This is a genomic window from Bacillus sp. J41TS8 (assembly GCF_018333035.1).
Lineage (GTDB): Bacteria > Bacillota > Bacilli > Bacillales > Bacillaceae > Bacillus > Bacillus paralicheniformis.
In genome coordinates, this window is record NZ_BORF01000022.1 from 1 (window position 1) to 25,565 (window position 25,565).

At 43.9% G+C, this 25,565-nt stretch carries 30 protein-coding genes, 1 rRNA gene and 1 pseudogene; 31 read left to right on the top strand and 1 reads right to left on the bottom strand.

Going from position 1 to position 25,565, the window contains the following annotated elements; genetic code table 11:
- The 14 genes from rrf to rsmI form a co-directional block, all read left to right on the top strand.
- A 5S ribosomal RNA gene (gene rrf, locus KI350_RS21405) occupies positions 1-88 on the top strand; the annotation flags it as partial.
- A gap of 168 nt (positions 89-256) precedes the next feature.
- The gene (locus KI350_RS21410) at positions 257-448 is read left to right on the top strand and encodes a sigma factor G inhibitor Gin (RefSeq protein WP_020449787.1); all 192 of its coding nucleotides are present in this window, start codon (positions 257-259) and stop codon (positions 446-448) included.
- 212 nt (positions 449-660) lie between these two features.
- Complete coding sequence (locus KI350_RS21415) at positions 661-1,278, top strand: 5-bromo-4-chloroindolyl phosphate hydrolysis family protein (protein WP_023855986.1); 618 nt, start codon at positions 661-663, stop codon at positions 1,276-1,278.
- 16 nt (positions 1,279-1,294) lie between these two features.
- The gene (locus KI350_RS21420; RefSeq protein WP_025809577.1) at positions 1,295-2,488 is read left to right on the top strand and encodes a toxic anion resistance protein; all 1,194 of its coding nucleotides are present in this window, start codon (positions 1,295-1,297) and stop codon (positions 2,486-2,488) included.
- A 139-nt stretch (positions 2,489-2,627) separates the two neighbouring features.
- Positions 2,628-4,070, top strand: coding sequence for an aminotransferase class I/II-fold pyridoxal phosphate-dependent enzyme (locus tag KI350_RS21425; protein ID WP_025809576.1), 1,443 nt, complete (start codon positions 2,628-2,630; stop codon positions 4,068-4,070).
- Complete coding sequence (gene tmk, locus KI350_RS21430) at positions 4,067-4,705, top strand: dTMP kinase (RefSeq protein ID WP_020449791.1); 639 nt, start codon at positions 4,067-4,069, stop codon at positions 4,703-4,705. Before KI350_RS21425 ends, tmk begins: the two co-directional genes overlap by 4 nt.
- A gap of 74 nt (positions 4,706-4,779) precedes the next feature.
- Positions 4,780-5,109: a cyclic-di-AMP receptor gene (locus tag KI350_RS21435; protein ID WP_003178156.1), complete on the top strand. Its 330-nt coding sequence runs from the start codon at positions 4,780-4,782 to the stop codon at positions 5,107-5,109.
- A gap of 11 nt (positions 5,110-5,120) precedes the next feature.
- The gene (locus tag KI350_RS21440; protein WP_020449792.1) at positions 5,121-5,561 is read left to right on the top strand and encodes a YaaR family protein; all 441 of its coding nucleotides are present in this window, start codon (positions 5,121-5,123) and stop codon (positions 5,559-5,561) included.
- Positions 5,562-5,572: 11 nt separating this feature from the next.
- Entirely contained in the window at positions 5,573-6,562 is a 990-nt protein-coding gene (gene holB / locus KI350_RS21445) for a DNA polymerase III subunit delta' (RefSeq protein WP_020449793.1), read from the top strand.
- 2 nt (positions 6,563-6,564) lie between these two features.
- Entirely contained in the window at positions 6,565-7,392 is an 828-nt protein-coding gene (gene ricT, locus KI350_RS21450) for a competence/sporulation regulator complex protein RicT (protein WP_020449794.1), read from the top strand.
- 14 nt (positions 7,393-7,406) lie between these two features.
- Positions 7,407-7,769, top strand: coding sequence for a DNA replication initiation control protein YabA (gene yabA / locus KI350_RS21455; protein WP_020449795.1), 363 nt, complete (start codon positions 7,407-7,409; stop codon positions 7,767-7,769).
- 64 nt (positions 7,770-7,833) lie between these two features.
- Positions 7,834-8,577 (top strand): tRNA1(Val) (adenine(37)-N6)-methyltransferase, encoded by a 744-nt coding sequence (locus KI350_RS21460; protein ID WP_020449796.1) that lies wholly within the window; start codon positions 7,834-7,836, stop codon positions 8,575-8,577.
- Positions 8,564-8,857 (top strand): GIY-YIG nuclease family protein, encoded by a 294-nt coding sequence (locus tag KI350_RS21465; RefSeq protein WP_020449797.1) that lies wholly within the window; start codon positions 8,564-8,566, stop codon positions 8,855-8,857. The genes KI350_RS21460 and KI350_RS21465 overlap by 14 nt, the downstream gene beginning before the upstream one ends.
- Positions 8,832-9,707 (top strand): 16S rRNA (cytidine(1402)-2'-O)-methyltransferase, encoded by an 876-nt coding sequence (gene rsmI / locus KI350_RS21470; protein WP_065644010.1) that lies wholly within the window; start codon positions 8,832-8,834, stop codon positions 9,705-9,707. The genes KI350_RS21465 and rsmI overlap by 26 nt, the downstream gene beginning before the upstream one ends.
- A gap of 49 nt (positions 9,708-9,756) precedes the next feature.
- Here the strand turns inward: rsmI and KI350_RS21475 are convergent, their stop codons facing one another.
- A complete protein-coding gene (locus tag KI350_RS21475) occupies positions 9,757-10,047 on the bottom strand; it encodes a transition state genes transcriptional regulator AbrB (RefSeq protein WP_085959887.1) in 291 nt (96 codons plus the stop codon).
- Positions 10,048-10,554: 507 nt separating this feature from the next.
- On the opposite strand from KI350_RS21475, the gene metG reads away from it, so the two are divergent.
- The 17 genes and pseudogenes from metG (at position 10,555) to fin (ending at position 25,550) form a co-directional block, all read left to right on the top strand.
- Positions 10,555-12,543 (top strand): methionine--tRNA ligase, encoded by a 1,989-nt coding sequence (metG, locus tag KI350_RS21480; RefSeq protein ID WP_035337513.1) that lies wholly within the window; start codon positions 10,555-10,557, stop codon positions 12,541-12,543.
- Positions 12,544-12,626: 83 nt separating this feature from the next.
- Entirely contained in the window at positions 12,627-13,394 is a 768-nt protein-coding gene (locus KI350_RS21485) for a TatD family hydrolase (RefSeq protein WP_020449800.1), read from the top strand.
- Positions 13,395-13,638: 244 nt separating this feature from the next.
- On the top strand, positions 13,639-14,835 hold the full coding sequence (locus KI350_RS21490; RefSeq protein WP_020449801.1) for a G5 and 3D domain-containing protein: 1,197 nt from the start codon (positions 13,639-13,641) through the stop codon (positions 14,833-14,835).
- Between the two features lie 167 nt (positions 14,836-15,002).
- A complete protein-coding gene (gene rnmV, locus KI350_RS21495; RefSeq protein WP_020449802.1) occupies positions 15,003-15,563 on the top strand; it encodes a ribonuclease M5 in 561 nt (186 codons plus the stop codon).
- Entirely contained in the window at positions 15,556-16,434 is an 879-nt protein-coding gene (gene rsmA, locus KI350_RS21500; RefSeq protein WP_020449803.1) for a 16S rRNA (adenine(1518)-N(6)/adenine(1519)-N(6))-dimethyltransferase RsmA, read from the top strand. Before rnmV ends, rsmA begins: the two co-directional genes overlap by 8 nt.
- A 159-nt stretch (positions 16,435-16,593) precedes the next feature.
- On the top strand, positions 16,594-17,475 hold the full coding sequence (yabG, locus tag KI350_RS21505; protein ID WP_023855980.1) for a sporulation peptidase YabG: 882 nt from the start codon (positions 16,594-16,596) through the stop codon (positions 17,473-17,475).
- A gap of 224 nt (positions 17,476-17,699) precedes the next feature.
- Positions 17,700-17,960, top strand: coding sequence for a biofilm formation stimulator Veg (gene veg, locus KI350_RS21510; protein WP_003178187.1), 261 nt, complete (start codon positions 17,700-17,702; stop codon positions 17,958-17,960).
- Between the two features lie 156 nt (positions 17,961-18,116).
- Positions 18,117-18,302 carry a small, acid-soluble spore protein, alpha/beta type gene (locus KI350_RS21515; protein ID WP_003178189.1) on the top strand — a complete coding sequence of 62 codons (186 nt, stop codon included), beginning with the start codon at positions 18,117-18,119 and terminating at the stop codon, positions 18,300-18,302.
- A gap of 298 nt (positions 18,303-18,600) precedes the next feature.
- Complete coding sequence (gene ispE, locus KI350_RS21520) at positions 18,601-19,470, top strand: 4-(cytidine 5'-diphospho)-2-C-methyl-D-erythritol kinase (RefSeq protein WP_025809574.1); 870 nt, start codon at positions 18,601-18,603, stop codon at positions 19,468-19,470.
- 56 nt (positions 19,471-19,526) lie between these two features.
- Positions 19,527-20,380, top strand: a pseudogene (gene purR, locus KI350_RS21525) (pur operon repressor); the annotation flags it as partial.
- Entirely contained in the window at positions 20,378-20,755 is a 378-nt protein-coding gene (gene ridA, locus KI350_RS21530) for a 2-iminobutanoate/2-iminopropanoate deaminase (RefSeq protein ID WP_065643993.1), read from the top strand. The pseudogene purR and the gene ridA, both read left to right, overlap by 3 nt.
- A 180-nt stretch (positions 20,756-20,935) precedes the next feature.
- Complete coding sequence (gene spoVG / locus KI350_RS21535) at positions 20,936-21,229, top strand: septation regulator SpoVG (RefSeq protein ID WP_003178198.1); 294 nt, start codon at positions 20,936-20,938, stop codon at positions 21,227-21,229.
- Between the two features lie 302 nt (positions 21,230-21,531).
- On the top strand, positions 21,532-22,902 hold the full coding sequence (gene glmU, locus KI350_RS21540) for a bifunctional UDP-N-acetylglucosamine diphosphorylase/glucosamine-1-phosphate N-acetyltransferase GlmU (protein ID WP_035337507.1): 1,371 nt from the start codon (positions 21,532-21,534) through the stop codon (positions 22,900-22,902).
- Positions 22,903-22,922: 20 nt separating this feature from the next.
- Positions 22,923-23,873, top strand: coding sequence for a ribose-phosphate diphosphokinase (locus KI350_RS21545; protein ID WP_043926224.1), 951 nt, complete (start codon positions 22,923-22,925; stop codon positions 23,871-23,873).
- A gap of 80 nt (positions 23,874-23,953) precedes the next feature.
- Positions 23,954-24,580 carry a 50S ribosomal protein L25/general stress protein Ctc gene (locus tag KI350_RS21550; RefSeq protein ID WP_065643994.1) on the top strand — a complete coding sequence of 209 codons (627 nt, stop codon included), beginning with the start codon at positions 23,954-23,956 and terminating at the stop codon, positions 24,578-24,580.
- Between the two features lie 116 nt (positions 24,581-24,696).
- Complete coding sequence (gene pth / locus KI350_RS21555; protein ID WP_065643995.1) at positions 24,697-25,263, top strand: aminoacyl-tRNA hydrolase; 567 nt, start codon at positions 24,697-24,699, stop codon at positions 25,261-25,263.
- 56 nt (positions 25,264-25,319) lie between these two features.
- A complete protein-coding gene (gene fin, locus KI350_RS21560) occupies positions 25,320-25,550 on the top strand; it encodes an anti-sigma-F factor Fin (protein WP_003178210.1) in 231 nt (76 codons plus the stop codon).
- Positions 25,551-25,565: the final 15 nt, after the last annotated feature.

Genomic DNA, 25,565 nt, shown 5'->3' on the forward strand with positions numbered 1-25,565 from the left:
CCGTTCCCATGCCGAACACGGAAGTTAAGCTCTTCAGCGCCGATGGTAGTTGGGGGCTTCCCCCTGTGAGAGTAGGACGCCGCCAAGCACTTAAAAAGACCAGCTGATATCAGCTGGTCTTTTTTGTCGGAACTTCATTGATACAAACACCTAACCTTTCCTGACTACATATACTAATCTAACCTTCAAAAACATTCTTAATTTTGTATACAAATGTTGTTCTTTGGGCATACTGAAACCCATGGAGGTGGAATGGATGAGTAAGTCTAATCATGGGGAAACGTGTATCATTTGTGAGGAAAATAAAACCGAAGGCATTCACCTTTATACGAAATTTTTATGTTCGGATTGTGAGAAAAAGATTATATCTACATCAACATCAGATCCTGAGTACTCTGACTATGTCAAAAAATTAAAGAGTCTCCGGACACCGCCATTATATTCTTAGACCGTTTTAGGTCTTTTTTTTAAGCCTTTAAGTCTGTATGGATCAAAGGTATAATGAAAGTGATGAAGACACGGTTAAGGTGTCTTTTTTGCTATACACCATGATTTTCGAGCTGAAACTTTGTTTAGCCGATATCCGTATAAGAAAGTAGTATAAAGAAACGACCGATTTATCATAAAAAAAGAAATTTATATATTAGGAGTAGTGGTGTAATGAAACCGATTCTTCATTTTATGCTTCGTGCAACTGCTGCAAGTGCATTGTCCGTGCTCCTTTGGTTCACCAGCTTCTTCGCGCTTAACCAGACTTTTCTGCTGTCTTCCGCTTATGCAGCCGGAACCTGGGTTGCCGTTTATCTTGGCGGGAAATGGTACGGAACCTATTTGTTTTTAAAAGAAAACCAGCTTACACGGCGGGAATATACCTATATAAAGCAAAATCTGCGGGAAGCTAAGCTGAAAATCGCCCGGTTAAGAAAAGCCTTGTTCGCAGTCAAAAACATTCAAACGATTAAACAAAATATAGAAATTCTCCGTATCGTCAGAAAAATTTACAGCATCACAAAGAACGAACCAAAGCGTTTTTACCAGGTTGAACGCTTTTATTATCAAAGCCTTGATTCAATTGTTGAACTGACGGAAAAGCATGCGTTTTTGGCGTCACAGCCAAAACGTAATGCGAAGCTTGAAGTTTCTTTAAGCGAAACACGCATGATGATCGATAAGCTTGCCAAGCAATTGGAAGACGACCTTTATGACTTGCTGAAAACAGACATTGACCACTTGGAGTTTGAACTGGACGTCGCAAAGCATTCAATGAAAAAAGGCTGACGGAGGAAAGCTGAAAATGAGCGAATATAAACCATCGTTACACAAAACTGGCGCACAGCTTAAAATTGATGATTTGCTTTCCGATCCTTTTGGACAAGGAGAAAAGTCTGTTTCCGGCATGGAGGAAGAACACCGCGGGCAGCAAGTAAATCTGGTTGATACGTTATCCGAAGAAAAACGCCGGCAAGCATTCCAACTGGCCGAACAGATCGATCCAAAACAACATGACAGCATGACTCTGTATGGAACGCAAGCTCAATCCAAACTCTTGAATTTTTCACACGAGATGCTTGAGCACGTCCAAAAAAAAGATATTGGTGAAATTGGGCAGGTCTTAAGCGACCTAATGAAAAAGCTTGAACAGGTCAGCCCTGATGAATTGAAAACTGAAAAAAGGAACTTTTTTTCCCGTTTTTTCGGAAGAGTATCCCATTCTGTTCAAGAAGTCTTATCAAGGTATCAAAAAACCGGCGCCCAAATAGACAGAATCAGCGTAAAACTTGAGCATTCCAAAAGCACGCTGATCAATGATAATAAGATGCTCGAACGGCTGTATGAAAAAAATAAAGAATATTATGAAGCGCTGAATGTCTATATTGCAGCCGGTCAGCTGAAGCTTGAAGAATTAAAACATCAAACCATTCCCGAATTAAAAGAGAAATCGAAAACAGAACATCATCATATGGCCGTTCAGGATGTAAATGATATGATTCAGTTTGCCGACCGGCTGGAAAAGCGGGTTTATGATTTAACATTGAGCAGACAAATTACACTGCAGAGCGCCCCGCAAATCCGTTTAATCCAACACACAAATCAAGTGCTGGCGGAAAAGATCCAATCATCGATTATGACAGCAATTCCTCTTTGGAAAAATCAGGTTGCCATTGCGCTTACTCTGTTGAGGCAGCGCCGAGCCGTAGAAGCTCAAAAAAAGGTGTCAGCCACAACAAACGAACTGCTCTTGAAAAATGCCGAGATGCTGAAGGCCAACACGATCGAAACTGCCAAGGAAAATGAGCGCGGCTTTATCGATATCGAAACATTGAAACAAGTGCAGGACAATCTGATCGGAACGCTTGAGGAGACGCTTAAAATTCAAGAAGATGGCCGTTCAAAGCGCCTTCAGGCAGAAGAAGAAATAAGGGCAATGGAAGATGGTCTCAAGGCTAAGCTGCTGGACATGAAAGAAAACCAAAACCGTTTATCATAAGCAAGATAAACATTTACCAAAACGTCCGCCCTTTATGTAATCCGCCTTGAAGGGTATAATAAATGCAGAATGTCATACCGTCATCCGGGAGCACGAGGGTGACGAAGAAAATAGAGAAGATGACTAAAGGATCGGTTATATGAAGACACCTTTATATACAGCATTGGTGAACCATGCTGAAGGACATCATTATTCTTTTCACGTTCCGGGACATCACAATGGAGATGTCTTTTTTGATGAAGCGAAAACCTTTTTCGAAACGATTCTCAAAGTTGATCTAACTGAACTGACGGGTCTGGATGATTTGCATGAGCCATCAGGCGTCATCAAAGAAGCGCAGGATTTAGTTTCGCGGCTTTATGGCGCGGAAGAAAGTTTTTTTCTCGTCAATGGTTCGACCGTCGGGAATCTGGCGATGATCATGGCTGTTTGTCAGCCGGGTGACACGATACTTGTTCAGCGGAACTGCCATAAGTCTGTATTTCATGCGATTGAACTTTCAGGCGCCCATCCGGTTTTTTTGACGCCGGAAATTGATGAGGCGATGGCCGTTCCCACACATATATTGTACGAAACGGCAAAAGATGCAATTTCACAATATCCGCACGCTAAAGGAATCGTGCTGACATATCCCAATTACTACGGACATGCTGTTGATCTGAAGCCGATCATAGAAGAGGCCCATCAACACGACATTCCCGTTCTAGTCGACGAGGCTCACGGCGCTCATTTTGTGCTGGACCATCCATTTCCCCAGTCGTCGCTGAAAGCGGGCGCCGATGTTGTCGTTCAGTCTGCGCACAAAACGCTCCCGGCGATGACAATGGGATCTTATCTGCATATTAACAGCCGCAGGGTGAACAGGGACAGACTGGCATACTATCTCTCTGTACTTCAAAGCAGCAGTCCTTCTTATCCAATCATGGCATCTTTGGATATAGCTAGGGCATACGCCGAAAATATCTTGAAAACAAATCGAACAGCCGATATTGAGAAAGAGCTCCTCAACATGAGAGAAGCCTTTTCTCAAATAAACGGAGCCGAGATCGTCGAGCCGGCTGATGCCGGTATCCAGCAAGATCCGCTTAAGCTGTCTGTCAGATCAGCGTATGGCCACTCCGGTTTTGAACTGAAATCCATATTTGAAGCAAACGGCATCCATCCTGAATTGGCAGATGAAAGGCAAGTCCTGTTGATCCTGCCGCTTGAAGGAAAAAACAAGCCTGCGCCGGAACTGATCAGCACAATCGGCAAAGAAATCAGAGATACAGCTGTTCAACACGATTATCCTGCCGGAATCGGAATCCCTTCTGAAAAAGTCACAGCTTTGCCTTACCGGAAAAGCAAGTTGTCAGCCTTCAAAAAAGAATCGGTTCCTTTTACGGAAGCCGCGGGCAGAATAAGCGCGGAACCGGTCATACCGTACCCTCCGGGTATTCCGTTGATTATGGCGGGTGAGAGAATAACAAAAGAGACGATCAGCCGGCTGACGCGGCTCGTCGACCTGAATGTACACATTCAGGGCAGCAATCAGCTCAAACAAAAGCAATTAACTGTATATATAGAAGAGGAGAAATCATGAACGGATTATTTATTACTTTTGAAGGGCCTGAAGGTGCGGGGAAAACGACAATCCTTCAGGCTGCGGCAGACCAATTGACGAAAAACGGCTATTCTGTTCTCGCGACAAGAGAACCGGGCGGCATTGAAATATCTGAACGAATTCGCGAGGTTATTTTAAATCCAAGTCATACGGCTATGGATCCAAAAACCGAAGCCTTATTATATGCAGCCGCAAGAAGGCAGCACCTTGTCGAAAAAGTAAAACCGGCGCTTGAAAAAGGAAAAATCGTCTTATGCGACCGGTTCATCGACAGTTCACTTGCTTATCAGGGGTATGCCAGGGGACTCGGCATTGATGAAGTATTTTCTGTTAATCAATTTGCGATCGGCAATATGATGCCTAATATGACGATTTATTTCGACATCGACCCGGAAGAGGGAATGAAGCGGATCAATATAAATCATGCCAGAGAGAAGAACCGGCTTGATCTGGAAAAACTCCATTTTCATCAACTTGTTCAAAAAGGCTATAAAGAAGTTATGAACCGGTTTCCCGGCCGATTTCGGATCGTGGATGCCAGTCAGAATGTTGAACATGTGTTAAAAAGGGTAAATAACATCATTAAGGAAGCATTAAAAGAAAATCAGTTGTGACCTGTTTACCATTCATTGTTATAATGGTAGCAAGAGTATCCTTAAGTGTTTCCATCCAAAAGGGGGCTTTTCATATGAAGTTAATTATCGCTGTTGTTCAAGACCAAGACAGCAATAGGCTTTTAAAGGCTTTAACCGATCACAATTTTCGCGTGACTAAACTGGCGTCAACCGGCGGCTTTTTGAAATCGGGAAACACAACCTTCATGTTGGGTGTAGATGATATTCGAGTAGACAAAGCTTTAAGCTTGATAAAAGAAAACGGAAGCAAGCGCGATCAGCTGATTGCCCCTGTTTCTCCAATGGGCGGAAATGCCGATTCATATGTTCCTTATCCCGTTGAAGTTGAAGTGGGCGGAGCAACCGTTTTTGTACTGCCGATCGAGCAATTCCATCAATTTTAAGGGTTGAGGATATGAAAATAAGTCAAGAACTGCGTACAATGATAGAGAAACAGCAGACTCCGCCTGCAAGAGGAGAAAACGTTTCTGCTTCATTTAAAGAGAAGATGAATATACAAAGCGGCAAGCTACGAGTTGAACAGTTGACAATGCTTTTAACAGATATTGAAGCGTTCGGAAAACGCTTATCAAAGTCGAGGAACTTCAAGGATTTGGCCAGATTCAAAGGCTTGATCAAACGATTTGTAAAAGAGACCGTTGAAAACGGGCTGACGGTGGAGAATTCAAGAAGCTTCGATCTGTACGGAAACAGCCGGACATTGAGCATTGTAAAAGAACTGGACGAAAAGCTTGTGCAATTAACAGAGGACCTGATGGACCAAGAAAAATCTTCTATCGAACTTTTAGAACAGATTGGCGAAATCAAGGGTTTACTGATAAACCTTTACACATAGAGAGTGATGGTATGGCTACAACCTGGACAGAAATGCAGAAGCTTCAGCCACGGGTCATGAAGCTTTTGCAAAATAGTATAGAAAGAAACCGGCTTGCCCATGCCTATTTATTTGAAGGGCGCAAAGGGACGGGCAAATTAGACGCGGCAACCCTTCTGGCAAAAAGCTTTTTTTGCCTTGAAGACGGAGCGGAGCCATGTGAGTCGTGCCGGAACTGCCAGCGGATTGAATCAGGAAACCATCCGGACGTTCACGTCGTGCATCCGGACGGACTTTCGATTAAAAAGGGACAAATTCAGGCGCTTCAGGAAGAGTTTTCAAAGACCGGTTTGGAATCGCATAAAAAGCTGTACATTATCTCCCATGCCGATCAAATGACGGTCAATGCGGCGAACAGCCTTCTGAAGTTTTTAGAGGAGCCGAGCAGCGATACAATCGCTGTTCTTTTAACGGAACAGCCGCAAAAATTGCTCGATACGATCATATCGAGATGCCAAGTTTTATCCTTTCAGTCGTTGCAGCCCGAATCAATTGAAAAGGAACTGATCAAACAAGAGGTCTCACCGAATATTGCTGCCCTTTTGTCGAATATGACAAACAATTTATCGGAAGCGCTCGAATTGAGTCGAAATGATCAGTTTGCAGAGTCGCGAGCGAAAGTGATAAAATTGTATGAAGTCTTACACCAGCGAAAAGGACATGCTTTTTTCTATATTCAAGATCAGTGGATGCCCTTTTTCAAGGAGAAAGACCACCAAGAAATGGGTCTTGATATGCTTTTATTTATATATCGCGACGTGTTGTCCATTCAGTTGGGACATGAAGATAAAATACTATTTCAGGACTTATTCCAATCATTAAAACAGCATGCGCTGCAAACAACACAACAAAGAGTGACAAACCAGATACTTGCTGTTTTAGAAGCAAAAAAACGGCTTTATTCCAATGTGAATGCTCAAGGATTAATGGAGCACTTGGTTTTAATGCTGCAGGAGGGATAAGCTTGTACAACGTTATTGGTGTCCGTTTTAAAAAAGCGGGCAAAATATATTATTTCGATCCGAACGGATTTCAGATAGATAAAGACAGCTGTGTGATCGTCGAAACGGTTCGCGGTGTTGAATACGGGCAGGTTGTCATCGCCAACAAGAAAGTAGACGAGAACGATGTCGTACTGCCTTTAAGAAAAGTGATCAGAGTTGCGGATGAGCGCGACCGCCTGATCGTTGAAGAGAATCAAGAAGCTGCGCTGTCCGCCTTTGATGTCTGCCAGAAAAAGGTTAACGAGCACGGCCTTGAGATGAAGCTGGTCGATGTGGAATTCACTTTTGACCGCAACAAAGTCATTTTTTATTTTACGGCTGACGGAAGAGTCGATTTTAGAGAACTCGTCAAAGATTTGGCGTCAATCTTTAAAACGAGAATCGAACTGAGGCAAATCGGCGTCAGGGATGAAGCGAAGATGCTGGGCGGCATCGGACCGTGCGGAAGAATGCTTTGCTGTTCAACATTTTTAGGTGATTTTGAGCCCGTGTCTATTAAAATGGCAAAGGATCAAAATCTGTCGCTGAATCCGACGAAGATTTCCGGACTATGCGGACGGCTGATGTGCTGTCTGAAATATGAAAACGATGAATACGAAACAGCAAAAGAACAGCTTCCGGATATTGGGGAAGTGATCGCCACGTCCAACGGCCCGGCAAAAGTCGTCGGCTTGAATATTCTTGAACGCATTCTCCAAGTTGAACTGACAGACTGTGACAAAGTCGTTGAATATACGTGGGATGAGCTGTTGCAAGAAGGTGTCGTATCTGCACAAACCACAGATTAACGAGGTGTGAAACCTTGGATAAAAAAGAATTGTTTGATACAGTGATAAGTTTAGAAGAACAAATCGGGTCCCTTTACCGCCAGCTTGGAGATCTCAAGCAGCATATCGGGGAAATGATTGAAGAAAACAATCATTTACAGCTTGAAAACGAGCATTTGCGCAAGAGGCTGGAGGAAACGGATCAAAGGCTAAAAAACGCAAAATCCGATGAAAAAGAGATAAAAGCAGAAAAGACAGGGCATGCTGATATTGGAGAAGGCCATGATAATTTGGCGCGCCTGTATCAGGAGGGTTTCCATATTTGCAACATCCATTACGGAAGTGTTCGCAAAGAAGGAGACTGCCTGTTCTGCCTCTCGTTCTTAAATAAAAAATAAGAAAGGCTTCCGGCGGAACGGAAGCCTTTTTAACGGTACAATGTGTTTAGGAAAGGGAAAAGACATGATTCAATTAAAAGACGATGAACGACTGGATTATTTACTTGCAGAAGATATGAAAATCGTGCAAAGCCCGACAGTTTTTGCGTTTTCCTTAGACGCCGTTCTGCTGTCGAAATTTGCATATGTTCCGATACAAAAAGGAAACATCATTGATCTGTGCACAGGGAACGGGATTGTTCCGCTGCTTCTCAGCACCCGCACAAAAGCCGCGATCACCGGGGTGGAAATTCAGGAAAGGCTGTATGACATGGCTCTCCGCAGCGTGGAATACAATAACCTACAAAAACAGATTCATCTCATCAGGGACGACTTGAACAATATGCCGCAGGTGCTCGGATATAATAAAGCTGATGTCGTCACATGCAATCCTCCTTATTTCAAGACGCCGCAAAAAACGGAGCAAAACTTAAATGAACATCTGGCCATTGCCAGACATGAAATTTACTGCACGCTTGAAGACGTCGTTCGCGTCAGCAGCAAGCTGTTAAAGCAGGGCGGCAAACTCGCTCTCGTTCACCGGCCGGGGAGGCTGCTCGAAATCTTTGAATTGATGAAGGCCTTCCAAATCGAGCCGAAGCGCGTCCAGTTTGTTTACCCGAAAAAAAGTAAAGAGGCCAACACCATTTTAGTGGAAGGAATAAAAGACGGCCGGCCTGACCTGAAAATTCTGCCTCCTTTATTCGTATATGATGAACAAGATCAATATACACCTGAAATAAGGAAGATTTTATATGGAGACGAGTAGCCATTATTTTTACGTGCTTTCGTGCCGGGACGGTAGCTTGTACGCCGGCTATACAAACAATATCGAGAAGCGCCTGAAAACCCATAATGACGGGAAAGGCGCGAAGTATACGAGGGCAAGGCTGCCGGTAAAACTCCATTATGCAGAGTGCTTTTCAACAAAGCGAGAGGCGATGCAGGCCGAATACTATTTTAAAAAATTATCGAGAAAGAACAAAGAACGTTATATAGAAGAAAAAAGACGGGAGGGTGTTGATTATCAACCGGCAAAAGAGCTTTGACCAAAAATCAGACATGGGCATGTTATATCTCGTTCCGACACCCATCGGCAATTTGGAGGATATGACATTTCGAGCGGTTTCTGTGTTGAAAGAGGCGGACATTATCGCTGCGGAGGATACGAGGCAGACGAAGAAATTGTGCCATGTATACGAAATCGAGACACAGCTTGTCAGCTACCATGAACACAATAAAGAAAGCAGCGGACACAAAATTTTGGAATGGCTGAAAGAAGGTAAAAATGTCGCGCTGGTCAGTGACGCCGGAATGCCGACAATATCTGACCCCGGGGCTGAAATCGTCCGCGATTTTATCGAAATGGGCGGTTATGTCGTGCCTTTGCCCGGTGCAAATGCCGCTTTGACCGCACTGATAGCCTCAGGCATTGCGCCGCAGCCGTTTTTCTTTTTCGGTTTTTTGGACCGTAACAAACGGGAAAGGAAAAAACAGCTCGAGGCTTTGAAAAACAGACAGGAGACGATGATTTTTTACGAGTCCCCGCATCGGCTGAAAGAAACCTTGTCAGCCATCAGAGAGGTATTCGGCAACCGGCAAATCGCATTGACAAGGGAACTCACGAAAAAATTTGAAGAGTTTATCAGAGGTTCGATCGAAGAAGCACTCAAATGGGCTGAACAGGAACAGGTGCGCGGAGAGTTTTGCCTTGTGATCGAGGGAAGCCGTGAAGAAACGATCGAAGAATCGTTCTGGTGGGAGCACCTTTCAGAAAAAGAACATGTCGAGCATTATATCAGCGAAGGATATCATTCAAAAGAAGCCATTAAAAAAACCGCGGTAGACCGCGGCGTTCCGAAACGGAAGATTTATGACGCTTATCATATTCAATACTAAAAAAACCGCCCTTGCTTCGGCAAGAGCGGTTTTTGTATAATCAAAATAATTATTTTTGAGATTGAAGTTGTGCTTGAATTTCGTTAATGATTTGCTCAGCACCTTCAGGGCTAAGAACCAATTTACCGCCTGCAAGTTTAAGGTTGTCATCAGAAACTTCACCTGTAACTTGGCAAGTCATGTTTGGTTTATATTTTTTCAAGATGATTTTTTCGTCATCTACATAGATTTCAAGAGCGTCTTTTTCCGCGATTCCAAGCGTACGGCGAAGTTCGATCGGAATCACCACGCGTCCTAGCTCATCAACTTTACGTACAATACCTGTAGATTTCATATTCATTCTCCTCCCGAAAGATTGTTATTTTTATAGGTGTTTATTATCTTCGTCATTATTCGACAAAATCCTTACAGTCCTAGCATAACAAGGTTTCCAATAAACGTCAATCATTTTCTTTTCTATTGTTTGTAAAAATTAGATCATATAGTCAAAAGACCTTGGAAGAACTGATGTAACAAGGGAAATGAAGATGATAAAACAGTAGGATCAATCAAAAAAAAGCCCTTAAATCAAGACTTTCGAACTAAGGTTTTTCCTCATATCGATTATATACGACATTATTCGACAATGAAAGCATTTTTTTGTCGAAGTATAATATTTCTTTCTGTTAAAAAATTTGTAATCGACCGTATTCATGATGGATCGACAATGTATATTTTCTTGAACTTGAAGGCTAAGATGGTATCATATAAAGAGGGATTATATATTGAGTATATACTGAATGAATACACATGCCGCTCTCGTCCTTTGGGCGGGAGTTTTTTGACATTTTAATTGGGAGGTTCCATCATGCCGCAAGAAAAAAATACGTTTTACATCACTACACCCATTTATTACCCAAGTGGAAAGCTACATATTGGACATGCCTACACAACCGTTGCCGGTGATGCGATGGCTCGGTATAAAAGACTGAGAGGCTTTGATGTCAGGTACTTAACAGGTACAGATGAGCACGGACAAAAAATCCAGCAAACGGCGGAGAAGGAAAATATTACTCCGCAGGAATTGGTCGATCGTGCGGCAGAAGACATTCAGCAGCTTTGGAAAAAGCTCGACATATCCAATGACGATTTCATACGGACGACAGAGGAACGTCATAAAAACGTGATCGAAAAGGTTTTTCAGAAGCTGCTTGACAATGGTGATATATATCTTGATGAATATGAAGGCTGGTACAGCATACCTGACGAAACGTTTTACACCGAAACCCAGCTCGTTGATGTTGAGCGAAACGAAAAAGGCGAGGTAATCGGAGGAAAAAGTCCTGACAGCGGCCATCCCGTTGAGTTAATCAAAGAGGAATCTTACTTCTTCCGCATGGGAAAATATGCGGACCGGCTGCTCGCTTTCTATGAAGAAAATCCTGAATTCATTCAGCCTGAATCCCGCAAAAATGAAATGATCAACAACTTTATCAAACCGGGTCTTGAGGATTTGGCTGTTTCCCGGACGACGTTCGACTGGGGAATAAAAGTGCCCGGCAACCCGAAGCATGTCATCTATGTTTGGATAGACGCGCTGTTTAATTACATTACGGCACTTGGCTTTAATACGGCAAACGATGAAAATTATCAAAAATATTGGCCGGCAGACGTTCATCTTGTCGGTAAAGAGATCGTCCGTTTCCATACCATTTACTGGCCGATTATGCTAATGGCATTGGACCTTCCGCTGCCGAAAAAAGTTTTTGCCCACGGATGGCTGCTGATGAAGGACGGAAAAATGTCTAAATCAAAAGGAAATGTGGTCGATCCAGTCACATTAATCGACAAATACGGACTTGATGCATTGCGTTACTATCTTCTTCGCGAAGTGCCGTTCGGTTCTGACGGCGTATTTACACCGGAAGGATTTGTCGAGCGGATTAACTATGATTTAGCGAATGATTTAGGCAACCTGTTAAACAGAACGGTCGCCATGGTCAACAAATACTTTGACGGCCGGGTTCAGTCATACGAAGGCCCGGTTACCGCTTTTGACGAACAGTTGTCATCATTCTCACAAAAGACAATTGAAGCGTACGAACAGGCGATCGAAAATATGGAATTTTCTGTAGCACTTTCTTCATTGTGGCAGTTTGTCAGCAGAACGAATAAATACATTGACGAGACAGCCCCATGGGTACTGGCAAAAGATAAGGACAAAGAAAAAGATCTTCAATCGGTCATGTACCATTTGGCAGAGTCGTTGCGCATCACTGCTGTATTGCTGCAGCCGTTCTTAACGCAGACGCCTGAAAAGATTTTTGCACAGCTCGGTGTTACGGATGCGTCATTGAAAAACTGGGACAGCATTAAAAGCTTCGGCCAGCTGAAATCGGTCAAAGTTCAAAAAGGAGAACCGTTGTTCCCGCGTCTTGAAGCGGAAGACGAAGTCGCTTATATCAAATCAAAAATGCAGGGAACGGCTCCAAAAGAAGAACCGAAACAAGAGGAAAAAGCAATTGAAAGGCTTCCGGAAATCACGATAGACGATTTTATGAGCACGGAGCTGAGAGTGGCTGAAGTCATCCATGCCGAACCCGTCAAAAAAGCGGACCGTCTGTTAAAGCTTCAGCTTGATTTGGGCTTTGAAAAACGCCAGGTCGTTTCAGGAATTGCCAAGCACTACAAACCTGAAGAGCTTGTCGGCCGGAAAGTCATTTGTGTAACAAACTTAAAACCGGTCAAACTAAGAGGAGAACTTTCTCAAGGCATGATATTGGCTGGAGAAGACAACGGCGTTCTGTCGCTTGCAGCGGTAGACAGTTCATTATCAAACGGAACGCGAATCAAATAAATGTTGGCAAAGGGTGTTCCACGTGTAACATTTCGTCGAACACCTTTTGTTTTTCGACAATATCTAAAAAAGGTGGCATTTTGATGTTATTTGATACACATGCACATTTAAATGCCGAGCAATTTAATGAGGATTTGGAAGAAGTCATTGCTCGGGCAAAGGAAGAAAAAGTGGAGCACATTGTTGTTGTGGGATTCGATCGTCCGACGATTAAGCGCGCAATGGAATTGATTGAAGCATACGATTTTATTTATGCTGCCATCGGGTGGCATCCGGTTGATGCAATTGATATGACCGATGAAGATTTGGCTTGGATCAAAGACCTCTCTGCCCATGAAAAAGTTGTGGCGATCGGTGAAATGGGACTTGATTATCATTGGGATAAGTCGCCGAAGGACGTTCAAAAAGAGGTGTTCAGAAAACAGATTGCTTTGGCAAAAGAAGTCGGCTTGCCAATCGTGATTCACAACCGTGATGCAACAGAGGATGTCGTTTCTATTTTGCGGGAAGAAGGGGCCGAGGAAGTCGGCGGGATCATGCACTGTTATACCGGAAGCGCCGAAATTGCACAAGAGTGCATAAACATGAATTTCTACCTATCTTTCGGCGGTCCCGTCACATTTAAAAATGCCAAAAAGCCGAAGGAAGTGGTCAAACAAATACCAAATGACCGACTTTTAATTGAGACGGACTGCCCGTATTTAACGCCGCATCCATACAGAGGAAAGCGGAATGAACCAAGCTATGTGAAGCTTGTCGCCGAACAAATTGCTGAATTGAAAGGGATGACTTATGAAGAAATAGCGGCCATCACCACAGAAAATGCAAAAAAACTTTTCGGCATCAGCTGACACGATTTGATATCGAGCCTTGTTCAAGCTTGTCTCTTCGGGGGACGGTTCTAAAAAGTTCTACATGTCTGTTTGCACTCATAGGATATCTTTGTCGACAAGTCTTTCTTTCTTTTATGAGGTGGTTTTCCCATAATAAAAGAGATGGCGGGCTTGCGGAGAAATAGAGAGGAGGGTTGACAGGCTTGTAGATACTCTATATAATCTCCCCGAGGAGAAGGAGGCGTTTTTCATCATACAAAAAATGAAAAAGCTGTTTTCCGTAAAGCTTAGCAAAAGCAGATGGATACTGATTGCTGCTGGACTGCTTGTCGCAGGAAGCGGAACTGCTTACGGAGCACATGAGCTCGCTAAACAGCAAGTCACCATTTCGATAAACGGGAAAAAGCAGGATGTTCGCACGAATGCTGAAACCGTAGGTGAACTGCTGAAAAGCTTAGACATCGAGACGAGGAAAGAAGATCACATCTCTCCCGCTGAAGATACAAAATTAACGGCGAACACGAATGTTGAGTATGTTGCCGCAAAACCTGTTCATTTCGCGGTCGACGGACAGGAAAAAGAAATCTGGACAACAGCGGGTACTGTCGGCAAACTGCTGAAAGATTTAAATCTAGAGTTGGCGGAACACGATCAAATTGAACCCTCAGTTGATAAAGAAATAACGAAAGACATGAAGCTGACTTTGCAAAGGGCTTTTAAAGTAACCGTAAAGGATGCCGGTAAAGATAAAGATATATGGACGACTTCGACTACGGTCGCTGACTTTTTAAAACATCATAAGATCAGCATAAAAGGCGATGATGAAGTTAAGCCTGCGCTTGATAAAAAGCTGACAAAAGATCAGGCGATTCACATTACTCGTATCAAAAAAGTCACCGATGTAGTGGAAGAGAACATCCCTTTTGAAGTCCGCAAAAAAGAGGACGATTCACTTGAAAAGGGGAAAGAAAAAGTTGTACGGGACGGTAAACATGGCAAGCTTAAAAAGCACTATGCCGTTGTGATGAAAAACGGCAAGGAAGTTTCCAGAGAACTGGTTAAAGAGGAAACAGCCGCTGAAAGCAAAGCCAAAATCATTGCTGTCGGTACAAAGCAAGCCGCAGTGGCTACAGTCAGCGCGAATGTATCGCGCGGAAATCAATCCTCAGGAAAAGAATTTTATGTATCCTCTACAGCTTATACGGCAAGCTGCAACGGATGCTCTGGCCACACTGCGACCGGCGTTAACTTGAAAAATAATCCGGGTGCTAAAGTGATCGCTGTCGATCCGAGCGTCATTCCGCTGGGTTCTAAAGTACATGTAGAAGGATATGGCTACGCGGTTGCAGCCGATACAGGCTCAGCCATCAAAGGCCGTAAAATCGATGTATTCTTTCCGAGTAAGTCTACAGCTTACCGCTGGGGTAACAAAAGAGTTAAAATCAAGGTGTTGAACTAAATATCATTTATTACGCTTCTTATATAAGCAGAGGGATTTTGCGCCCTCTGTTTTTTTGGTTATAATAGATCCATCTTGTTTTCTAATTAATTAGACGGTTTTGTTACAAAAAGGTTTCAATAATTTTAAAAATGTAATAAAAGGTTTTTCACTATACGGAGGAAGAAATGAAGATTAAAGAAATTATTGTTGTCGAAGGCCGTGATGACACAGCAAAAATCAAATCGGCTGTTGATGCTGATACGATTGAAACGAACGGATCTGCCATAGGGGAAGACGTCATCAAACGGATTCGGCTTGCCCAGGAAACGCGCGGGGTCATTATTTTAACCGATCCTGATTTCCCGGGGGAAAAAATCAGAAAAACGATTGCAGAAAAAGTCCCCGGCTGCAAGCATGCATTTTTACCCAAGCATTTGGCAAAGCCTAAAAATAAGCGCGGAATCGGTGTTGAACATGCTTCGCTTGAGGCAATCCGCGAATGCTTAAAAACCGTTCAGGAGGAAATGGAGGCGACGGAACCTGAGATTGAGGCTCGGGATTTAATCGAAGCCGGCCTGATCGGGGGCCCTCTGGCAAAACAAAGGCGGGAGCGGCTCGGCGAGATATTGAATATCGGCTATACAAATGGGAAACAGCTTCAAAAGCGGCTGCAAATGTTTCAGATCAAAAAGAGTGATTATTTAAGCGCACTGGATGTTGTGCTGCGGGAGGAAGAGCATGAATAAAGATATCGCCACCCCAATTAGAACTAAGGAAATTCTCAATAAATACGGATTTTCATTCAAAAAAAGCCTGGGGCAGAACTTCTTGATTGATACGAACATATTGGACAGAATTGTCGACCATGCGGGAGTGACGGAGCGTACCGGCGTGATTGAAATCGGTCCGGGGATCGGGGCATTGACCGAGCAGCTGGCAAAGCGTGCGAAGAAAGTGACGGCCTTCGAAATCGACCAAAGGCTCCTGCCGATTTTAAAAGATACGCTTTCTCCGTATGATAATGTGACTGTCATTCACCAGGATGTCCTGAAAGCCGATGTCCGGGCGGTAATGGACGAGCAGTTTCAAGACTGCGATGAGGTGATGGTTGTCGCCAACCTCCCGTATTACGTCACGACTCCGATCATCATGAAGCTTTTAGAAGAAAATCTGCCGCTGAAAGGGATCGTCGTCATGCTTCAAAAAGAGGTAGCGGACCGAATGGCTGCGAAACCTTCTACAAAGGAATACGGGTCCCTTTCCATCGCGGTTCAGTTTTATACCGAAGCCAAAACGGTCATGAATGTGCCAAAGACTGTATTTGTCCCTCAGCCTAACGTGGATTCCGCGGTCATCAGGCTGACGCTGAGGGGAGAACCTGCTGTCGCGGTTCAAGATGAAGCCTTTTTCTTTCAAGTCGTAAAATCCAGCTTTGCACAGCGCCGAAAAACGCTTTTCAACAACCTCGTTAACAACCTGCCGAATGGCAAAGAGAATAAATCAAAAATTGAAAGAGCGCTTCAGGATTCACAAATCGACGGAAAACGACGCGGAGAATCGCTGAGCATTGAAGAGTTCGCCGTCTTATCTGACCGCTTGAGAGCAGTCCTTCTTTAATGGAGGGCTTTTTTTATTTGAAGCCGGGCTTTAAGCCTGATCAGGCTTGTCATCCGTTCACCACTTGAAGGGCGGGCACATAGGCTAAAGAAGCACCTTTACTTTTCATTGCTTTATATTCATCAGGATGGGGCTTAGTCTATGTGTGGAGTGAAAAGCATGCAATTTAAAATAGGCGATATGGTCGTCAGAAAATCTTATCGAAGAGATATCTTATTTCGAATTATACGAATTGATCAATCGGCAAATGGAGAACCTGTGGCCGTTTTGCACGGAGATGAGGTCAGATTAATCGCTGACGCATATTTAACGGACCTGGAGATGGTCCGCGAGGCTGAGCGGCAGATGAGAAAGCGGGAAGAAGAATCGAGAATGAAGGAATCCCTCGATCTTCTCCGCCAGGATTACAAACTCCTTCACAATAAACATGAGTATCGCGCCACAAACCAATATAACAATCAACAGCAGTACTTTCATATGCCTGGAAGAGTCCTTCATTTAGACGGGGATTCGGCTTATTTAAAAAAATGTCTGGCGCTCTATGAAAAGATCGGGGTTCCTGTATACGGCATTCATTGTTATGAAAAGAAAATGTCATCGGTCATCGAGGAACTGATCGATGAGTACCGCCCGGATCTTCTCGTCATCACCGGACACGATGCCTATTCTAAGCAGAAGGGTGATATTAACAATCTGGATGCCTACAGGCATTCAAAAGATTTTATCGAAACCGTTCAAAAAGCGAGAAAAAAAATTCCCCATCTTGATCAGCTTGTCATTTTTGCAGGCGCATGCCAGTCCCATTTTGAATCACTGATCAGAGCCGGTGCAAATTTTGCAAGCTCTCCGTCAAGAGTCAACATCCATGCGCTTGATCCGGTCTATATAGTCGCAAAAATCAGCTTCACTCCGTTTATGGACCGCATTAACGTCTGGGAAGTGCTCAGAAACACCCTGACGAGGGAAAAGGGACTCGGAGGCATTGAGACGCGAGGCGTATTGAGAATCGGAATGCCATATAAAACAAAAGAAAACGATTAAACGAGCCCGCCGGATGGCGGGTTTTTGCCATACAGCCGAATGTTTTTACCTTTTTTTAAAAAAACATACATAATGAAACGAAAAATGAGGAAAATAAGGGAAAGTCGGCGTATAATTTGTCACAAATATTTTATTGACAGAGGCTTATGAACGTTGATATAATTTAAATTTTATTTGACAAAAATGGGCTTCTGGTGTATACTGAATATAGTGAGGTGGATGCAATGGCGAAAACGTTGTCCGATATTAAAAGATCGCTTGATGGACATTTGGGAAAAAGGCTGACGTTAAAAGCAAACGGTGGCCGCCGAAAAACGATTGAGCGTTCGGGCATTTTAGCTGAGACGTACCCTTCTGTTTTTGTGATACAACTAGACCAAGACGAGAATTCGTTTGAAAGAGTTTCATACAGTTATGCGGATATTCTTACTGAGACGGTTGAATTGAGATTTTCTGATGATAAAACCAGCTCAGTAGCCCTTTAATAAGCAGCGGACTTTATGTTTGCTGCTTTTTGTTTTGCCTTTTTTTATCCAGAATTTTTCGGGGAAGTTCTGCACAAATCGAGCAAAGCTAATACATGTCACTTGTTTTATGATGAGTCAGACGGATGGTATGATACTTGAAAGGGGCTGTTTCGCATGGGCAGACGTCGAAGCATCATGTCAGAGGAATTCAAAAATGAATTGGCTAAGGATCTTGGATTTTACGACACGGTAAAAACCGAGGGCTGGGGCGGAATTCGGGCCAGAGACGCCGGTAACATGGTGAAGAGGGCCATTGAATTAGCCGAACAGCATATGGCTCAAAACCAGCAAAATCATTAAAACAGTGACATACGGAGGGCGCTTCTGTCCTCCGTTTTTTTCATTGATCTGCATTCAGCCGATCAGGTGCTGCAAACGCCTTAAGGATTCGCTGAAGGGGGCAATCGCGATCTGCGGGAATGACCGCATGCTAAGAGCGCGGTGTCCTGCACGTGCGCATGCATTTGTACTTGTATGGAAAATGACCGCATGCTAAAGGCGCGGCGTCTTGCGCGGGCGCATGCATTTGTACGTCCTGTACTTCAAAATATGTTACAATGTGGATACTTATGTTTAGATGGAGAAGTAGGTGAATGGATTGCGTATTTTAGAGAAGGCGCCGGCTAAAATTAATTTGTCGCTCGACGTTCGCCGCAAACGTCCAGATGGGTATCATGAAGTAGAGATGGTCATGACGACAATTGATTTGGCGGATCGGATTGAATTAACCGAGCTGGCAGAAGATAAAGTAACGGTTTCTTCGCATAACCGCTTTGTTCCCGACGATCAGCGAAACCTTGCTTATCAGGCTGCAATGCTCATGAAAGAACGATACGGCATTAAAAAAGGTGTTTCTATATTTATTACGAAAGTGATTCCCGTTGCTGCGGGGCTTGCGGGAGGAAGCAGCGATGCGGCTGCCGTCTTCAGAGGGCTGAACCGGCTGTGGGATTTGAAGCTTTCGATGAATGAACTGGCTGAGCTTGGCGCTGAGATCGGATCTGATGTCTCCTTTTGCGTACATGGAGGAACGGCTCTTGCAACGGGAAGAGGAGAGAAAATCCGTCATATCGAGACTCCGCCGCACTGCTGGGTTGTGCTGGCAAAGCCGACGATCGGCGTATCAACTGCAGAAGTGTACAAGCAGCTAAAAGTCGATGAGATTGAACATCCGGATGTTCAAGGTATGATTTCTGCGATCGAAGAGAAGAATTTTCAAAAAATGTGCGACAAACTCGGCAATGTTCTCGAATCTGTTACATTGAATATGCATCCCGAAGTCGCGATGATCAAAAATCAAATGAAGCGGTTTGGCGCCGATGCTGTGCTGATGAGCGGGAGCGGCCCCACTGTGTTCGGATTGGTTCAATACGAATCAAAAGTACAAAGAATCTATAACGGATTAAGAGGGTTTTGCGATCAGGTTTATGCGGTGCGGATGATCGGAGAACAAAATGAACTTGATTAAATCCGTATGTTAAGTTATATTATTTTTAAAAATATTCGGATTTTGGAGGTAAGTGCATGAAGTTTCGTCGAAGCGGCAGATTGGTGGATCTGACAAATTATTTGTTGACCCATCCGCATGTCTTAGTGCCATTAACCTTCTTTTCAGAACGGTATCAATCTGCTAAATCATCCATTAGTGAAGATTTAACCATTATTAAGCAGACCTTCGAGCAGCAGGGGATCGGGACGCTTCAGACCGTGCCGGGAGCAGCAGGCGGCGTTAAATACATTCCAAAGGTAAAACGCGATGAAGCGGAGGAATTTGTAAAGTCGCTCGGTGAGTCATTGATCGATTCGGAACGGATATTGCCCGGCGGATATTTGTATTTAACCGATATCCTTGGCAAGCCCTCTGTATTAACGAAGGCCGGCAAGATTTTTGCTTCAGCTTTTTCAGACAGGGAGATCGATGTCGTGATGACGGTGGCGACAAAAGGAATTCCTCTGGCATATGCGGTAGCCAGCTACCTTGATGTGCCGACAGTGGTCGTCAGAAAAGACAATAAGGTAACTGAAGGTTCAACGGTCAGCATTAACTATGTGTCTGGATCTTCCAACCGCATTCAGACGATGTCTCTTGCAAAACGCAACTTGCAGACGGGCTCGCGCGTTTTGATTATAGACGACTTTATGAAAGCGGGAGGAACGATCAACGGTATGATCAATCTTCTCGAGGAATTCAATGCCCATGTAGCAGGCATCGGTGTTCTTGTGGAGGCTCAGGGAGTCAAGGAGCGACTGGTCGATGAGTACATGTCCCTTTTGACTCTTTCTGAAATTGATATGAAGGAAAAAAAGGTGGAAATCCAAAACGGAAACTTTCAGCGTTTTTTTGCAGACAATGAATAGGAAATGGGGAGTTTGAGATGACAAAGGTTGTTCAGACAAAAGAAGCACCGGCGGCGATCGGACCGTATTCACAAGGAATTGTTGTCAATAATATGTTTTACAGTTCAGGGCAAATTCCACTGACCCCGTCGGGTGAAATGGTGACTGGAGACATCATAGAACAGACGCATCAAGTTTTCCGCAATTTAAAAGCCGTGCTGAAAGAAGCGAACGCCTCTCTGGAGACTGTCGTCAAAGCAACTGTGTTTTTGGCGGATATGAATCAGTTCGCAGAGGTGAATGAAGTTTACGGACAGTACTTCGATACCCACAAACCGGCGAGATCATGTGTTGAGGTGGCAAGGCTGCCGAAAGACGCGCTCGTTGAAATAGAAGTCGTCGCATTAGTAAAATAGAAAAAACTCCGAAAAGATGGTTTTGGTCTCCAAAATCATCTTTTTTGTTTGGAAAATTTGTCAATTCAGTGTTTTTTTATCCCAATATTACAAAAATATTTTTAATTATGCAGGAAAACAAAAAAAACCGTTGAATAGTTACACTAATGTTTTTATATTGGGAAAAGGTGGTGAACTACTGTGGAAGTTACCGACGTAAGATTACGCCGCGTGAATACCGATGGTCGCATGAGAGCGATTGCATCCATCACGCTGGATCACGAATTTGTAGTGCATGATATTCGTGTAATTGATGGAAACAATGGTCTTTTCGTTGCGATGCCAAGTAAGCGTACACCTGATGGAGAATTTCGTGATATCGCTCATCCAATCAACTCAAGCACCCGCGGAAAAATTCAGGACGCGGTGTTAAATGAATATCATCGTTTGGGTGACGTTGAGGAAATAGAATATGAAGAAGCTGGAGCTTCTTAAAAAAAGAAGGGCTTATGGATAAGCCCTTTTTGTTTTGAAAAAAAATAATCTTATCATAATAAAATGACAATATATGGTTTGTGATTGCGTATAAACAGAAAAAGGAGGTAAAACATATGGCGGTTTGAGAATCCCATCCCGAAGGAATCAATTTGTCTCCCTGATCAGTGAATCCTAAATATACTCTGAATATCCAAAATATGCTGTATTGATTTTCTGATTTCTCATTTTGGCTTGCTTGAAATCAACTCATATTTAGGATATATTTTTCTATGGATAATAGGGATAATGGAGGCCAATACATGGATAAGCGGTTTGCAGTTGTGTTAGCAGCTGGTCAAGGAACAAGAATGAAATCAAAGCTTTATAAAGTTCTTCATCCGGTTTGCGGAAAACCTATGGTCGAGCATGTTGTCGACGAAGCTCGCAAGCTATCATTAGAAAAACTTGTCACAATAGTTGGACATGGAGCCGAAGATGTCAAAAAACAGCTCGGGGAAAAAAGCGAATATGCCCTGCAGGCTGAACAGCTCGGAACAGCCCATGCCGTTAAGCAGGCCAAGTCGATTCTTGGAAGCGAAAAAGGAACGACTATCGTCATTTGCGGAGATACACCGCTTTTAACTGCCGAAACGATGGAAGCCATGCTCAATGAGCACCAGAAAAAAGCAGCAAAAGTGACGATTTTAACCGCTGTAGCGGAGGATCCGACAGGCTACGGACGCATTATTCGCAATGAAAACGGCGATGTTGCAAAAATTGTCGAACATAAAGATGCAACAGACGAGGAAAGACTTGTCAAAGAAATTAACACAGGAACTTATTGTTTTGACAACGAAGCTCTTTTTCAAACGATCGAGCAGGTTTCCAATGACAACGTACAAGGGGAATATTATCTTCCGGATGTCATTGAGATCTTGAAAAATCAAGGTGAAACTGTAGCCGCTTATCAGACTGGCAACTTCCAGGAAACGCTCGGAGTCAATGACAGAGTCGCCCTTTCACAAGCGGAAATTTATATGAAGCAGCGGATCAATAAACGCCACATGCGAAACGGCGTAAGCTTAATCGACCCCGACAACACATATATTTCACCGGAAGCCGTCATCGGCAGAGATACCGTGATTTATCCCGGCACCGTTATTAAAGGGCGGGTTGTCATCGGTGAGGACGCGGTCATCGGACAGAACAGCGAACTCGAAAACAGTACGATCGGCAGCAGAACGGTTATTAAGCAGTCCGTTGTCGTGAACAGTGAAGTCGGTGACGATGTTACGATTGGGCCGTTTGCTCATATCAGACCCGATTCAAAGATCGGCAATGAGGTAAGGATCGGGAATTTCGTCGAAGTGAAAAAATCGGAATTTGGTGATCGCAGCAAAGCATCTCATTTAAGCTACATAGGGGACGCGGAAATCGGAACGGATGTCAATCTTGGCTGCGGGTCGATTACCGTAAATTATGATGGGAAACATAAGTTCAAAACGAAGATTGAAAATGGGGCATTTATCGGCTGCAACTCCAATTTGGTCGCTCCGGTGACAATCGGCGAAGGCGCATACGTAGCTGCGGGTTCAACGATTACCGACGATGTACCAGGCAGGGCTTTGTCTATTGCCAGAGCAAGACAAGTCAACAAAGAAGACTACGCTGAGAACATACACAAAAAATAATCCTAAATCGGAGGTTTACCATGTCTAAATATGAAGACGACAATTTGAAGATTTTTTCTTTAAACTCAAATCCGGGTCTTGCGAAGGAAATCGCAGATGCCGTCGGAGTTGAGCTGGGAAAGAGTTCTGTTAAACGCTTTAGCGACGGTGAGGTCCAAATTAATATTGAAGAAAGCATCCGCGGCTGCGATTGCTATGTCATCCAATCGACAAGCGCACCGGTGAACGAGCATATTATGGAGCTTTTGATTATGGTGGATGCGCTGAAACGCGCGTCGGCGAAAACGATTAATATCGTGATGCCTTACTACGGCTATGCCCGTCAGGACCGTAAAGCCCGTTCCCGTGAGCCGATCACAGCCAAACTGGTGGCAAACCTGCTGGAAACCGCCGGAGCTACCCGTGTGATTGCACTTGATCTGCACGCGCCGCAAATCCAAGGTTTCTTTGATATACCGATCGATCATTTAATGGGTGTTCCGATTTTAGGTAATTATTTTGAAGAGAAAAATTTCAAGGATGTCGTGATCGTGTCCCCTGACCACGGCGGTGTGACGCGTGCCCGCAAATTGGCGGACCGCTTGAAAGCGCCGATTGCGATTATCGATAAACGCCGACCTAAGCCGAATGTAGCCGAGGTTATGAATATCATCGGACATATTGAAGGAAAAACAGCCATTTTAATTGATGATATTATTGATACGGCAGGAACGATTACGCTTGCGGCCAATGCGCTCGTCGAAAGCGGCGCAGAGGAAGTGTATGCATGCTGTACACACCCGGTTCTTTCCGGTCCGGCAATCGAAAGAATCGACAATTCGAAAATTAAAGAGCTCGTTGTGACCAACAGCATTGAGCTTCCTGAAGAAAAGAAAATCGCGAAGTTCAAGCAGCTTTCTGTTGCACCGCTTCTGGCAGAAGCGATTATTCGTGTGCATGAAAAACAATCTGTCAGCTTCCTGTTCGATTAATTTGCTGATTCTGGTTTAAAGTTTTGTCGTTATGGGTATGGTTTTAGAAAGACCAATCTAACGATAGGATGGTGCTGAACATGGCAATTTTAAAAGCGGAAGAAAGAACGGATTCCAGACGGTCTTCTTTAAGGAAGATCCGGCAATCCGGGTATGTGCCGGGTGTCATTTACGGAAGAAACCTGGAAAACAAATCCGTTGCGTTAGACAGTATCGAGCTTTTAAAAATCTTGCGCGCTGAGGGCAAAAATACGATTATCAACTTGGATATAAACGGAGACCAGCACTCTGTTATGGTGACTGAGCTGCAGACGGATCCATTAAAAGATTCAATCGTACATGCCGATTTTAAAGTGGTTGATATGGAAGCGGAAATGGAGGCGACGGTTCCTGTAAACCTTACGGGTGAAGCAGAGGGCATTAAACAGGGCGGTGTTCTTCAGCAGCCGCTTTACGAGCTGTCTGTCACAGCGAAGCCGAAGAACATTCCGCAAACGATCGAGGTCGAGATTTCCAGTCTCGAAGTCAACGATGTTCTAACCGTCGGCGATATTCCGTCTACAGGCGATTATTCATACAACCATGAGCCTGATGAAGTTGTTGCATCCATTCTTCCTCCTCAAAAGCAGGAAGAAACGGAAGCCGAATCAGCCGCTCAAGACGTTGAGGAACCAGAAAAAGGCACTGAAGAGGAAAAAGAAGAATAAATACGCAAGACGTAATCCTCCCGCGGTTACGTCTTTTGTGCTAGAATGAGGGGAAATTAGGATGCTCCCCCTCAGTATGCTGAGGCAGGGTTTTGCTTAAGGGAGGATATAGAATAATGCTTGTGTTTGCAGGATTGGGCAATCCGGGTAAAACATATGAAAATACGAGACACAATGTAGGTTTTATGACAATCGACGAGCTCTCAAAAGAGTGGAACATTCCGCTAGATAAAACAAAGTTCAACGGTCAATACGGAATCGGATTTGTTTCCGGCAAAAAGGTTCTACTTGTTAAGCCGCTTACATATATGAATTTATCGGGAGAATGTTTGAGGCCGCTTTTGGACTATTATGAAATCCCTGTTGACAATATGAAAGTGATTTACGATGACTTGGATCTTCCGACCGGAAGAATCCGTCTGAGGACGAAAGGAAGCGCAGGAGGCCATAACGGCATCAAATCGATGATTCAGCATCTGGGAACAACGGAGTTTAACCGGATCAGAATCGGAATCGGCCGTCCGGTCAACGGCATGAAAATCGTCGACTATGTGCTTGGCGCTTTTACAGATGAAGAAGAGCCGGCGATACAAGAGGCCGTCAGACAATCGGCCAAGGCCTGTGAAGCTTCTCTGGAAAAACCTTTTTTAGAAGTTATGAATGAATTTAATGCCAAGGTATAAGGCAAAAGGGAACGGAACATACTAGTTTTAAAAAGACTCGGTATGGAGGTTCCTTTATGGCTTTACATTATTATTGCCGGCATTGCGGCGTTAAAGTCGGAAGTCTTGACCATTCTTATGTAAACAGTGAACAGTTAGGCTTTAACCACTTAACAAACGATGAAAGAAACGATATGATTTCTTATATGGATAATGGGGATTTACATGTGAAGACGATATGTGAAGATTGTCAAGAGGCGCTTGAGCGAAACCCGGATTATCACCAATATCATTCGTTTATTCAATAAATAGCTTTGGTGTAG